Source organism: Vibrio sp. NFR (assembly GCF_027587095.1).
Classification (GTDB): Bacteria; Pseudomonadota; Gammaproteobacteria; order Enterobacterales; family Vibrionaceae; genus Vibrio; species Vibrio harveyi.
The window spans coordinates 156,144-169,039 of the sequence record NZ_JAPPTN010000004.1 but is presented as its reverse complement, the minus strand read 5'-3'; the positions used below and the strand labels follow the sequence as shown (position 1 = coordinate 169,039).

10 protein-coding genes are annotated in these 12,896 nt (G+C 45.4%); 4 read left to right on the top strand and 6 right to left on the bottom strand.

Annotated elements, in window-relative coordinates:
• Positions 1 to 374: 374 nt before the first annotated feature.
• From fruB to fruA, 3 genes are read left to right on the top strand one after another with little or no spacing between them, the layout of a single operon-like run.
• The gene (fruB, locus tag OH463_RS09495; protein WP_005451672.1) at positions 375 to 1,508 is read left to right on the top strand and encodes a fused PTS fructose transporter subunit IIA/HPr protein; all 1,134 of its coding nucleotides are present in this window, start codon (positions 375 to 377) and stop codon (positions 1,506 to 1,508) included.
• An 11-nt stretch (positions 1,509 to 1,519) separates the two neighbouring features.
• The gene (gene pfkB / locus OH463_RS09490; RefSeq protein ID WP_017189019.1) at positions 1,520 to 2,509 is read left to right on the top strand and encodes a 1-phosphofructokinase; all 990 of its coding nucleotides are present in this window, start codon (positions 1,520 to 1,522) and stop codon (positions 2,507 to 2,509) included.
• 19 nt (positions 2,510 to 2,528) lie between these two features.
• Entirely contained in the window at positions 2,529 to 4,262 is a 1,734-nt protein-coding gene (gene fruA, locus OH463_RS09485) for a PTS fructose transporter subunit IIBC (protein ID WP_269991119.1), read from the top strand.
• Positions 4,263 to 4,437: 175 nt separating this feature from the next.
• On the opposite strand, the gene OH463_RS09480 is transcribed toward fruA, so the two are convergent.
• Positions 4,438 to 4,932 (bottom strand): hypothetical protein, encoded by a 495-nt coding sequence (locus tag OH463_RS09480; RefSeq protein WP_069218633.1) that lies wholly within the window; start codon positions 4,930 to 4,932, stop codon positions 4,438 to 4,440.
• Entirely contained in the window at positions 4,923 to 5,750 is an 828-nt protein-coding gene (locus OH463_RS09475) for a winged helix-turn-helix domain-containing protein (RefSeq protein ID WP_269991117.1), read from the bottom strand. The genes OH463_RS09480 and OH463_RS09475 overlap by 10 nt, the downstream gene beginning before the upstream one ends.
• A 306-nt stretch (positions 5,751 to 6,056) precedes the next feature.
• Between OH463_RS09475 and OH463_RS09470 the strand changes: the two genes are divergently transcribed.
• Positions 6,057 to 6,620, top strand: coding sequence for a porin family protein (locus OH463_RS09470; protein WP_269991115.1), 564 nt, complete (start codon positions 6,057 to 6,059; stop codon positions 6,618 to 6,620).
• Between the two features lie 126 nt (positions 6,621 to 6,746).
• On the opposite strand, the gene OH463_RS09465 is transcribed toward OH463_RS09470, so the two are convergent.
• The 4 genes from OH463_RS09465 to OH463_RS09450 all read right to left on the bottom strand — a co-directional run bounded on the left by OH463_RS09465 (position 6,747) and on the right by OH463_RS09450 (position 12,896).
• Positions 6,747 to 7,463, bottom strand: a complete 717-nt coding sequence (locus OH463_RS09465; protein ID WP_017819577.1) for a hypothetical protein — start codon at positions 7,461 to 7,463, stop codon at positions 6,747 to 6,749.
• 239 nt (positions 7,464 to 7,702) lie between these two features.
• Positions 7,703 to 10,762, bottom strand: coding sequence for a multidrug efflux RND transporter permease subunit VmeV (gene vmeV, locus OH463_RS09460; protein WP_005451657.1), 3,060 nt, complete (start codon positions 10,760 to 10,762; stop codon positions 7,703 to 7,705).
• Positions 10,762 to 11,823: an efflux RND transporter periplasmic adaptor subunit gene (locus OH463_RS09455; RefSeq protein ID WP_061066393.1), complete on the bottom strand. Its 1,062-nt coding sequence runs from the start codon at positions 11,821 to 11,823 to the stop codon at positions 10,762 to 10,764. Before OH463_RS09455 ends, vmeV begins: the two co-directional genes overlap by 1 nt.
• Entirely contained in the window at positions 11,823 to 12,896 is a 1,074-nt protein-coding gene (locus OH463_RS09450; protein WP_269991113.1) for an efflux RND transporter periplasmic adaptor subunit, read from the bottom strand. Before OH463_RS09450 ends, OH463_RS09455 begins: the two co-directional genes overlap by 1 nt.

Genomic DNA, 12,896 nt, shown 5'->3' with positions numbered 1-12,896 from the left:
GATCCTTCGATAAGTTGAATTATATGCTGAACCGATTCAGTATAAAAGCTGAAAGGATTCAGCAAAACTTAAAAATTGACGGGAATCACCAAAAAACAGCAAGTGAGGTTTGCTTTGCTAGGCTTTATAGGCAATCAATCACTGGATGATTAAGTTTTGATTTTAAAAACAGTTTCGCTGAGTGTTTTAAAAAATTTGACCAATTGCTGAATCGATTCAGTTTATTGTTAAGGTTAAGCAGTTTCGTAGCAAACAACGCTGGTTAACAGGAACAGCGGTTCAGCAAAGAATAGATAAACAAGGTTACGCATCGAAGAACGAGCAGCGTAGCCAAGATGAATTAGAAATAGATACCTTAAGGCTGGAGAAGCACCATGCTTAAGCTAAGTAAGAACGACATTACCCTATCTCAATCCGCTACAGATAAGTTTGAAGCGATTAAAAACATCGCTCAAAGCCTGACAGACAAAGGTCTGGTAGAACAAGGCTATGTAGAGGGCATGCTAAACCGTGAAAACCAAAACTCAACATTCTTGGGTAACGGCATCGCGATTCCTCACGGCACCACAGACACACGCTCAATGGTTAAAACCACGGGTGTTGCGGTTCACCACTTCCCAGAAGGTGTTGAATGGGGTGACGGCAATAAGGTTTTCGTCGCTATTGGTATCGCGGCAAAATCAGACGAGCACTTGGGCATCCTAAAGCAGCTAACAAAAGTATTGGGCGCAGACGGTGTTGAAGAGCGCTTACGCAATGCGAAAAGCGAAGATGACATCATTGCCCTACTTCATGGTGACGTTCAGCTAGAAGCAGATTTCGATGCCTCTCTAATTCAACTTCTCTTCCCTGCAAGCGACATGGTTCAAATGAGCGCGGTTGCGGGTGGTCTACTTAAGAATACAGGTTGTGCTGGTGCAGAATTCGTTGCGGATCTTGTGACGAAAACACCGACGCACCTTGGTCAAGGTCTGTGGCTAGTCGGTAGCGATAAGCAAGTCACTCGCACTGGTGTTTCTTTTGTATCAACAGCGAATGACTGTGAGTTTGAAGGCGAGAAAGTTCGTGCTCTAGTTGCGTTTGCTGCTTGCAATAACGCGCACCAATCGATCCTAAGCACAATTTCAAAGCTTGTGTTTAACAACGAACACAACAAGTTACTTGATGCTTCTGCAGAACAAGTTCTAGCGTTATTCAAAGGCGAAGAAGTAGCAAGCGAAGCATCTGAAGATGGCAACACTGCAGTGTTCAAGATTAAGAACGCGCACGGTTTGCACGCTCGTCCGGGCGCAATGCTGGTCGCGGAAGCGAAGAAATTCGAATCAACCATCCGTGTTGCTAACTTAGATGGCGACGCTAAACCAGTAAACGCAAAGAGCCTAATGAAAGTTATTGCGCTTGGTGTAAAACACGGTCACCAGCTTCAATTCTCAGCTGAAGGTCCAGACGCAGCACAAGCTCTCGAATCCATCGGTAAAGCAATCGCTTCTGGTCTTGGTGAAGGTTAAGGGACGGATTCATGACAGCAACAATTTCATCGACAAAAGCAACAAACAAAGTCGTGACCATTACGCTTAACCCCGCCCTTGATCTAACGGGTTCACTGGATTCACTAAAAGTGGGATCGGTAAGCCTAGTAGAAAAGAGCAACCTGCATGCTGCTGGTAAAGGCGTAAATGTCGCCAAAGTTCTGAGTGACTTAGGTGCGGACGTGACAGTGACTGGCTTTCTAGGCAAAGACAATCCGGAACTATTCCACCAGCTTTTCGACGACATCAAGGTTCACAACGAGTTTGTTGAAGTCGAAGGCGCAACGCGCATCAACGTAAAACTGGTTGAGGCAAATGGTCAAGTCAGCGATATCAACTTCCCTGGTGTGCAAGTCACGCCAGAAGAAATCACTCGCTTTGAACAAACCCTATTCCGCCTTGCAGAAACACACGATTACTTTGTTCTTGCCGGCAGCCTACCTGGCGGCGTAAGCGCAGAGCAATGTGCAACGTGGATTGAAGCGCTGCACCAACAAGGTAAGAAAGTGCTTTTTGATAGCAGTAAAGCCGCATTACGTGCAGGTATCGAAGCGCATCCTTGGTTGATCAAGCCAAACGATGAAGAACTCAGTGATTTTGTTGGCGAACATCTAGCCACACCAGAGCAATGCCAAACCGCGGCGCAAACACTTAGCGATAAAGGCATTGAGAACATTGTTGTGTCAATGGGCGCTGACGGTGTGATGTGGCTTAACCAAGGTGAATGGCTACGCGCACAACCACCAAGAATGAATGTTGTAAGCACAGTTGGTGCAGGCGATACGCTTGTTGCGGGCTTGTGCTGGGGTCACATGCAAGTGATGCCGAAAAACGATTTACTCCGCTTCGCTACCGCGCTTTCTGCTCTTGCAGTTAGCCAAGTTGGCGTAGGCTTAACCAGTCAGGAAGAACTGGAGAACATCAAGCTCCAAACACAAGTAACCGAGCTTTACCCTAATACTAACTTAGACAAAAACTAAGGAACAGAAGGTTATCAATATGAATATTGCCATCATTACAGCTTGTCCAAGTGGTGTTGCGAACAGCATCATTGCGGCAGGTCTACTAGAACAAGCAGCCGCTAAGTTAGGTTGGAATGCGAAGATTGAATGCCAATCAAGCGTGATTGAACCAACTCGACTAACAGACACTGACATTGAACAAGCAGAAGCGATCGTAATTGCGGCTAACACTCCAGTTGATACTTCTCGTTTCGTAGGTAAAAAAGTCTACTTATCAGATATCAGCGACGTAGCTAAAGACGCATCTGCTTTCCTACAAACTGCAGTAGAAAGCGCAGCAACCTTAGCGCAAGCAACAACTGTTGCGGCACCAGTTGAAAGTGCATCAGCGACGAAGAAAATCGTTGCAATTACGGCATGTCCAACAGGCGTAGCGCATACCTTCATGGCGGCGGAAGCACTGGAAGAAGAAGGCAAACGCCGCGGTCACCAAATCAAAGTGGAGACACGTGGTTCAGTAGGCGCGAAAAACCAACTCACTGACCAAGAAATCGCAGACGCAGATTTGGTAATCATCGCTGCCGACATCGAAGTGCCACTAGACCGCTTCAACGGCAAGAAGATGTACCGCACTAAAACAGGTCCAGCTCTGAAGAAAACCGCAGAAGAGATGGACAAAGCGTTTGAACAAGCAACCGTATACCAACATTCTGGCTCATCAAGCGCGTCATCAGCGACTGAAGAGAAGAAAGGCGCATACAAACACCTAATGACAGGTGTATCGCACATGCTCCCTGTGGTTGTTGCTGGTGGTTTGATCATCGCCCTATCCTTCGTATTTGGTATTGAAGCGTTTAAAGAAGAAGGCACATTAGCGGCTGCTCTGATGAACATTGGTGGCGGCTCCGCTTTTGCTCTGATGATTCCTGTACTTGCAGGTTACATCGCATTCTCAATTGCTGACCGCCCAGGTCTGGCTCCGGGTCTTGTCGGCGGTATGCTTGCAAGCTCAACTGGCGCTGGTTTCCTTGGTGGTATCGCTGCGGGTTTCATTGCTGGTTATGCCGCGAAGTTCCTTGCAGATAAAGTGAAACTTCCACAATCGATGGAAGCACTTAAACCGATTCTGATCATCCCATTTGTGGCAACCTTGTTCACTGGTCTAGTTATGATTTACATCGTAGGTGGTCCGGTATCAGGCATCATGAACGGTCTGACAGACTTCCTAAACAACATGGGTTCTGACAGTGCTGTACTACTAGGTATTATCCTTGGCGCAATGATGTGTTTCGACTTAGGTGGTCCAGTAAACAAAGCAGCTTACGCATTCGGTGTAGGTCTATTGGCTTCTCAAACTTACGCTCCTATGGCTGCAATCATGGCGGCAGGTATGGTTCCAGCACTTGGTATGGGTCTAGCGACATTTATTGCGAAAAACAAATTTGAACAAAGCGAGCGTGAAGCAGGTAAAGCATCATTCGTTCTTGGTTTGTGCTTTATCTCTGAAGGTGCAATCCCATTTGCAGCGAAAGATCCAATGCGTGTAATCCCATCATGTATGGCGGGTGGCGCACTAACGGGTGCACTATCTATGCTTTTCGGTGCAAAACTAATGGCACCACACGGTGGTCTGTTCGTACTGCTAATCCCTAACGCAATTTCTCCGGTATTGATGTACTTGGTAGCAATCGCAGCAGGTACAGCGGTAACAGGTTTCACTTACGCGTTCCTAAAGAACAAAGCAGAAGCGAAACAACAAGCTGCTGCTTAATCGTCAACGGTCAGCTTGTGCTCACCTAAGCAACGATTGATTAACGATTAACAATGCCTCCCTCGATTTGGCATTCGACACCTTCCTCTGCTTCGGCATTGGGAGGTGTTTTTTATTGTAGAGACGCGAACAGAAGCGTGGTCAGATAACTAAATATGAAAAAACGAATGGATGACTAAATGCGGTAACAAACAAAGTTACTTTCCTCTGCTTCGCTTTGATTGAAAAAGAACAAACGGTCATTTTCAACTTTATAAATAAAGTCCGTTTTCGTTCCAACATACGAGTTCATGTCGCGGATAAACACTTCGCTTTCTGTCGGTTGGTGATTCCAGCTTACCTTTTGATAATCCACTGATAACTCATGTCCATCGACCTTATACTTACCATTGAAAATCATTTCGTATTCTTTACTTTCACCCGTCTTAGTTAGAAGTGAACCTTTTTGAAAGATATACATATCCCTATCGGAGCTAAACACCACTACAGAGCGATCTTTGATGTGCTCGTATCGTCGATAGCCTTTCGTGATAAAGTCCTCTTCATAGGTCGCACAAGCCCAGCGGGACCCAGTAATCTCATCCGACTGAAAGTACTTTTGATGTAAGGCAACGCCAACTAAAGCGAGTGTCAATCCGATATTAAGCACGGCGAGTTTGTTTATTTGCATATTGCGTCCGCCCTCCTCATGCTCTCCAAGATGGTCTCTTTTAACGACTCAATCTCAAGTGAGAAGTTAATGTAGTTGACGTTCTTATTGCTATTTTTAGCAAACGCAAAGGCACGCAAAATGTAGGCACCTTCTTGATAAGCTGACTCGGAAACGCGTAAATAAACAATTGCCGGACAGACAGGAAATGAATCCTCATTCAAACTGGTTGCCAAAGCCAAAAGATTAAGCTCATCATGTTTGAGGTCGTAAAAATAAAAGTCCGTTTCAGAGATGGAAAAGTCGTCATATTCAGAATTATTGAGGAAATCAGGATGTGGCGCGAAAGGACGAAAATACAATACTGAACCAAGTGCTAAAACAAGTAGCAAGCTCAGCATTGGTGCCAAGTTCAATGCCTTATCTCGCGATTCAGTTGGTCTTTGAACAGAAGTTCTAACCGTTTCGGCGGACTCTGGTTCCAGTGTTTCTAAAGCCGGGATCTGTACTTTTTGCTTAGTGGGTTTAGCGTCGTCATCAATTTCTAGTAAATAACCAATTTTGCTAACGGTTTTTATCTTTACGCCTTTTGCATCCAACTGCCCTAGCTTCTTTCTCAAGCCCGAGATGACATTAGTTAGTGCTTGATCCGTGACTACCGAACCATCCCAACACGTTTCAAATAACTCCTCTCGAGTGACATGAACACCCTGCTTTTCAATCAACAGGTTCAACACTTGATAAGGGAGCGGTCTTAACGGTACATCACTGCCTCGTAAATTGGACAATTTCCTTGTCGTCGGATCGAGGATTAAATTGGCGAAATAGATTCTATGCATACAGTCTCACTATTTTCTCAACTCCTTGAATTATAGGTTAGGTTTGCAAAATCAAATCAGAAATCTCTCAGTGTTCACAATTCACACCATCGCACTGAATCACCCAGCAGCTCTGCATTGCATCATTAATAAATTACGATGAACAGCCACTGATTACACAAAAAACACACAATTTCGTAAGTGTCTAAGCCGATTGAAATTATTTGGTTTTTGTTTACTTTTAGTTTAGTTTTTCATCGCCTCACTCGGATAATGAACACTGTTTTAAACACAACAAGACAGACAGTAATACAGAGGTAAATAACAATGAGAAAAGCAGTCATCCTTCTTCTAGCACTAGGCAGTATTCAAGCCCAAGCAAATGACTCAAAAGACGTGTCCGGTTTTTATTTGGGAGGTGGCATCGGTAACACTACCTATAGCGATGATGACCCATTCACACAGCTCGATGGTGACGGTACAACCTTTAAACTTATCGGAGGGTATCAGTTCAATCGTATCGTTGGTGTTGAAGCACAATACACAGATTATGGTGATATTAAGCTTAAGCACACCCCGTTAGATTTGGATGTAAACAGTGTCTCCGTCGCGGCAAATATTGGTTATACCTTCGACAACGGTTTGCGACCATTTGCGACATTAGGCTTGGGATATATCTCGGTTGATATCCCGGAAGGGTTAGGACCTGACGAAGACGAGTTATTACTTCGCGTCGGCGCTGGTCTTGAATATACACCACATCAGCTTAGCAACATCACTTTCCGTGCGGCGTATGAGATGGACCACTTCAACGTCGATTCAACCCGTTCGAGCAAAGATACCGAAATCCAGATCGGCTCTTTCTATGCGGGCGCAACATACAAGTTCTAATAATCAAAGAAAAAGCAAACACATAGAAACCACAAAGGGCGACACTAATTTTAATAGCTGTCGCCCTTTTCTTGTTCGGGTCTGTTTAACCGATACTTATTTTTTCATCATGTACTTTTGTACGACCTACTTCTGCATCGGTACCGCTTCAATATCGACATCCCCCGTGTTCATGTCTACCGTCGCTTGGTAGACACTGTGTGGGTCGCCGTAATGCTTAAACGTAAAATGATAAACATTGGCTGGCGTCCAAATTTCTTGGTCTTCTGCCGGCATAATGTCATAACCATCTTGCTGGTACAGTTCAGTTGCCATCACATAAGCAAGCGCAGTCTGTACCTTAGTATCACGGTCAATTTTTGGCTCTAACGACGGGTTACTTGGGTAAGTGTTACCATTGAAGCTCATTTGACGATAAGCGCCGTTGCTCCACACAATAAAGTCTTGCCAACCATTGCTGTAACTGTCAGCCAAAACAACTGGCGTTCTCGTAACTGACATGCGGTTAAGAACCTTGCCGTTGTTGTCAAACATATACGCGCTACAACCGCCACTGCCGCAGAAATAGCGATCTTGAAGCAATACAAAGTGCTCCGCTACTCCATCGCTATTTAAATCCGCTGAGCCTGTTAGGTAACGAATTTTATCGTTTTCTAAAGAAAGCCCTTCAGGGTTCAAAATGCTTTGGTCGATCCAAGTTGCGATAGTTGCCGCATCGACACTTTTGATTTCCACAGGTGCTTCAGGAGCTGTGGTATTTGTAGAAACACTGTCTGTAGAAGAACAGCCAATAAGCGTTAATGAACCTAGAAGGAAGAGTCCGTGTAATCCACGATTTATCATTTGCGTTCGCTCTTTTAATCATGATGTTTTGTTAGTATACGCATCATTTATCAATCGCTTGCAAGAAAATCATAAAAATCCGTTAAGTGTTCACCAAACCACCCGTTTTGTCTTTTTCGCCTTTATCTACTCTTTTTCTTCTCAAAACTCATTTCTCGTCCCTATACGCCAAGATCAAAAAAGCCCTGAGGAAAATCCCCAGGGCTAGGCAGGAATCTGACAGAAGTCAGGTTGGTCCCTTATGCAGTGGTTGGTTTGATCTTAAACAGAATTGCAAACATGACTGGAACGACAATCAATGTTAGCACTGTAGCAAAACCAAGGCCTGCCATAATCGTAATCGCCATTGAACCGAAGAAAGCATCAAACACGAGTGGAATCATACCCAGAATCGTTGTCAGTGCCGCCATACTTACTGGACGAACACGGCTAATCGCACTATCAACAATGGCTAAGTAAGGATCCTTGCCCGATTCTAGCTCAAGGTTAATCTGGTCTAGAAGTACGATACCGTTTTTCAGAATCATACCGCTTAAGCTCAGCAGACCAAGGAAAGCAGTAAAGCTGAATGGCATGTTTGTCGTCAGAAGACCAAACGCCACACCGATGATAGACAACGGCACCGTGAACCAAATAACCAGTGGTTTCTTTAATGAGTTAAACAGAAGCATCGTAATGATGAACATCAATAGGTAACCCATTGGCAATGAGCCAAACAGCCCTTCTTGCGCATCTTTTGATGACTCGTATTCACCACCCCAAGTAATTTCGTACCCTTCTGGAATGTGTAGCGCCATCACTTTTGGTTGTACACGAGCAAACAAGCTTGCCGCGGTATCGTCACTCAGTACGTCGTGGTCAGCCAGTACCGTTAGAGTACGTTTACGGTCACGACGTTGAATCAACGGCTCATCCCAATCCAATTTCACACCGTCAATCACTTGATCAACTGGGATGTACGTCTGTAACGATGGACTCCAAATGTTCACGTTTTGCAGCGATTCAAAGTCAACACGTTCCGCTTCTGGTAGACGCGTCATGATAGGCAGAATATGCGTACCATCGCGCAAGAAGCCTAGTGTGCTACCGCCAAACGCCATTTGTAGCGTACTTGAAAGATCTTGCTTCGAAATACCTAAGCGACGCGCTTTTGATTCGTTAAATACCGGTACAAGCTCTTTAGTACGCTCACGCCAATCATGACGAATATTGCGAGCGCCTGGGTCAGTGTGCAGAATGTCTTCTACTTGTACTGCTAGCTCACGCAGCACTTGTGGATCTGGACCAGTAATACGAGCCTCAATCTTAGAAGCTGGCGACGGACCAAACTCCATCAGCTTGAACTGAAACGTTGGCTTATCAAACGTCTTCGCTAGATTGTCGTCTAGCTTGTGCAGAAGCTTGAACATGTTGTCACGGTCCGTAGTACGAACTTGGAACTGTGCGTAAGCTTCGTAACTCTTTTCCGGCTGGTAAGTCAGAGCGAAACGCTGCAAACCTTGACCAATCGAGGCAGAAACAAAATCAATATCATCTTGCGTACGAATGTAGCTTTCTACTTCTTCTGCTTTCTTGATGGTTTCACGAATATCTGTGCCTTCTGGCATCCACATATCAACGTAGAACATCGGTGTATTTGAAGGTGGGAAGAACTGTTGCTTAACACTACCAAACGCAACCACTGCACCCACAAGCAACGCCACCATGCCTGCAACGGTCAACCAACGGAAACGAAGAGCAAGCTTCAAAGACGCACCAAATGCAACGAATAACCAGCCTTTGTATGGGTCTTCGTCTTCAGCATCCGCGCCTTTGTCTTCTTCTTTCAATAGAAGATCCGCTAGGAAAGGCGTTAGCGTAATTGCAGTAATCCAGCTTAAAAATAGCGAGAAACACAATACCCAGAACAACGAGCCCATAAACTCACCCGTCGCGTCTTGAGATAAACCGATAGGTGCGAAAGCAGTGATCGCAATAACGGTAGCACCAAGTAATGGCCACTGGGTTTGTTTTACAATATCCGTTGCCGCTTGAACTTTAGTGCGACCCTTCTTAAGACCAACCAATATCCCTTCGACAACAACAATGGCATTATCCACCAGCATACCGAGGGCAATGATAAGTGCCCCCAGCGAGATACGGTGCAGCTCGATATTGTTGTAGTTCATTAATATGAAGGTGCCGAATACCGTCAACAGCAGAACCAAACCAATGATCAAACCACTACGCAGCCCCATGGTGAACAACAGTACAATAATTACGATCGCAACCGCTTCTGCCAAGCTAATAACAAACGCTTTTACCGAGTCATCCACTTCTTGTGACTGGTTGTAGAAATAGTTCATATCGATACCAGCAGGCTTGATCGTTTCAAGGCTTGCCAGTTCCGCTTCAATACGTTGCCCCACTTCTACCACGTTCACACCTGACGCAAACGAGATACCAATGTTGATCGCTTTCTTACCGTTGAACAATAGAACATTACCCGGTTTTTCTTGAATGCCACGGCTGATGGTTGCAACATCTTTTAGGCGGATCAGATTACCTGTATCACGACCGTGAATAATCAGGTTTTCCAAGGCTTCTACGGTGTTTAATGTGCCGCTAGGACGAATAATTAGACTCTCGCCGTTCACCATCACTTCACCAGCAGAAACCACATTGTTCTGTTGGTTCAGCAAACCAGAGATCACGTTCATGTCGAGGTTAAGCGCAGCTAAACGATCAAGAGAGATTTCAACAAAAAGCATCTCTTGCTGATCACCAGCAATGTCCACTTTGCCCACACCGTCGATAAGTTCGAGCTCACGCGTAAGTTGGTCCGCGTAACGCTTTAGTTCGATGTAATCGTAGTCATCACCTGTGAGCATTAACATCACGCCGTACACGTCGCCAAAGTCATCAATGATTTGCAGAGATTGAACACCTTGCGGCAAAGTTGGTTGCAAATCGTTGATCTTACGACGCATTTCATCCCAGATCTGCGGCAGTTCATCAGGACCGTAGTCCATCTTCATGCTCACCATAATCTGTGACATACCACTCGAAGACGTTGACGTGATCTTATCGATATAAGGCAACTTACGGATCTCTTTTTCAAGCGGATAAGTCAGTTCTTCTTCCACTTCTTTAGAGGTCGCGCCCGGATAAGTCGCAATCACCATCGCATCCTTAATGGTAAATGCCGGGTCTTCTAATCGACCAAGTTCTAAGAACGACGTTACACCGCCGATCGCAAGAATAACGATAAACAGCCAGCTGATGACTTTGTTCTTAATTGAGTATTCAGCAATGCTCATTATTGTACTTTCTCCACCACGTCCACATGCTTACCTTCACGAAGTTTGCGTAAGCTGGAATTCACTAATACATCGCCTTGAGCAACACCCGAGGACACAATCGCACCTTCACCATTAACTTGATTGATGGTCACGGCAACTTTTGTGACCGCGTCACCATTTAATTTCCAAACGAAAAACTCACCGTCATGGCTGCCAGCTTGCAGCGCTGTCATTGGGATGTTGTAGCCATCAATAGACGTAATGCCTGCCGCTACCATATCAACCGACACGCTTACGCTTGTGCCCGGCAGAATCTCTTGTTCAGGCTGAGGCATCGTTAGGTACATTTGGTAAGTTTGTGTTTGCGCATTTGGCTCACTGGTGTGCTCCAAGTAGTTCAACTGATACCGCTTTTCATCACCAGAAAACGTTGCTTGAGGTTGGTAACTCATGCTTTGAGTGTTTGGATTCACCATTGCTAATACGTTATCTGACAGTTCAATACGAACGTACACTTTGTCACTTTGATAAAGGTTTAGAACCGGCTCACCAATCGCAACACGCTCGAAACGCTCTTTAAATACGTCAGAAACTTTGCCTGCAAACGGGGCAAACAAACGGGTGTAATTCAACTGGTTTGTCGCGTTATAGAAGTTCGCTTCTGCCAGCTCCTTGTTTGCCGTTAGTTCGTCTAGCTCCGCTTTCGAAATCATTTGGCGGCTGTGCAACTCTTCTCCACGTTTAAGCTGACGAATAGCAAGCGTGTATTGCGCCTCGGCATCATTGACTGCTTGCTTCTCTTTACTGTCATCAAGCTTAGCGATCATCTGACCTTCTTTGACTGTGTCACCAGCTTTCACCAACACATGTTGCACCTCACCGGCTCGGCGAAACGCAATCGGAGTTTGTTCAGCAGGCACCACTTGTCCCTTAAAGGTGCGGAACTGGCTCTTTACTGGAACATCGACAGAGACCGTCGACACATACAAAGGCTGTTCAACAGCGACTTCTTCGTTGCTGTTACAACCAGTCAGCACTGCAAGCGCAATAGCAGAAACTGTAAATAGTGAACGTTTCATTAAATACCTTCCTCACGAACCCAAGCTTTCACCACTTGACCTTCAACTAGGCGCTCAACACCCGCGATGACAACATAATCGTTCTTGTCTAGACCCGACTCCACACCACCATTTTCATTTAGTGACAAGGTCACTTTATTCACCTGTTGTGTTTCACTGTCCATCACCCAAACTTCGCCTTGAGTTTCGCTTTTGCTTACCCACGCTGCGCTTGGCAGCATTACAGCATCCGAAACATTTTGCTTAGCGATATGAACTTGACCTGTCATCCCCGTCAGCAAGTTACGATCAGACGGACGAGTAATGGTCACAATCGCTTCATAACTGTTAGTGTCTCCGTTTGGCTGAGTCGAAATCTCTTTGAATGTGCCTTGAATGCGATTGTTTGGTTCGCTATCCATCGTTACCCACATTTCCGCGTCTTTTAATGTGTTCAGTGACACCGCTTCTGCATACGTGACGGGCAAAGTGAACGACACATCCAACGTGGTATTGTCGATAAGGTTTAGAATTTCTTGTTTCGCCGCGACAACTTGGTACGGCTTCACGTAGGTGTAAGAAACCACACCATCAAACGGTGCATGAATCTCTGTGTAGCTTAAGTCTGTTTTTGCTTGCTCAAGGTTTGCCAGTGCGGCTTTGTACTGAGTTTCTTGCTGGTCATAGCTATCAGTACTGATCAGCTTCTTGTTGTACAAGCTTTTCGAGCGTTCCCATTGGGTTTTCGCTAACGAATATTGCGCTTGCGACGCATCAAGCGCCAATTGCAGATCTTTTGGGTCTAGCGTTGCAAGGACATCGCCCTGCTTCACTTCCTCGCCCATTCTGACGATCAACTTCTCAATTTCGCCACCAACCTGAAATGAAAGTTGGGCTCTGTACGTTGCATCTATTCGCGCAAGGAATGCATCGGAATCGGCAACAGTCAGATCATTAACAGCAAGTAATTTTACAGGTTTGATTAATGGCTCGGACGGTTCTGATACGGCTTTGTTACACCCTGTCAGCATCGTAGCGAGGCTCAATGCCACCGCTGCTCCGACAAATGTGCGCTTTAGGTATTGTTTTCGCAC

Excerpts from the sequence above, each read along its gene's own strand:
- fruB (WP_005451672.1), top strand. The coding sequence starts at position 375 with ATGCTTAAGCTAAGTAAGAACGACATTACCCTATCTCAATCCGCTACA.
- fruA (WP_269991119.1), top strand. The coding sequence starts at position 2,529 with ATGAATATTGCCATCATTACAGCTTGTCCAAGTGGTGTTGCGAACAGC.
- OH463_RS09470 (WP_269991115.1), top strand. The coding sequence starts at position 6,057 with ATGAGAAAAGCAGTCATCCTTCTTCTAGCACTAGGCAGTATTCAAGCC.
- pfkB (WP_017189019.1), top strand. The coding sequence starts at position 1,520 with ATGACAGCAACAATTTCATCGACAAAAGCAACAAACAAAGTCGTGACC.
- OH463_RS09475 (WP_269991117.1), bottom strand. The coding sequence starts at position 5,750 with ATGCATAGAATCTATTTCGCCAATTTAATCCTCGATCCGACGACAAGG.
- vmeV (WP_005451657.1), bottom strand. The coding sequence starts at position 10,762 with ATGAGCATTGCTGAATACTCAATTAAGAACAAAGTCATCAGCTGGCTG.
- OH463_RS09455 (WP_061066393.1), bottom strand. The coding sequence starts at position 11,823 with ATGAAACGTTCACTATTTACAGTTTCTGCTATTGCGCTTGCAGTGCTG.
- OH463_RS09465 (WP_017819577.1), bottom strand. The coding sequence starts at position 7,463 with ATGATAAATCGTGGATTACACGGACTCTTCCTTCTAGGTTCATTAACG.
- OH463_RS09480 (WP_069218633.1), bottom strand. The coding sequence starts at position 4,932 with ATGCAAATAAACAAACTCGCCGTGCTTAATATCGGATTGACACTCGCT.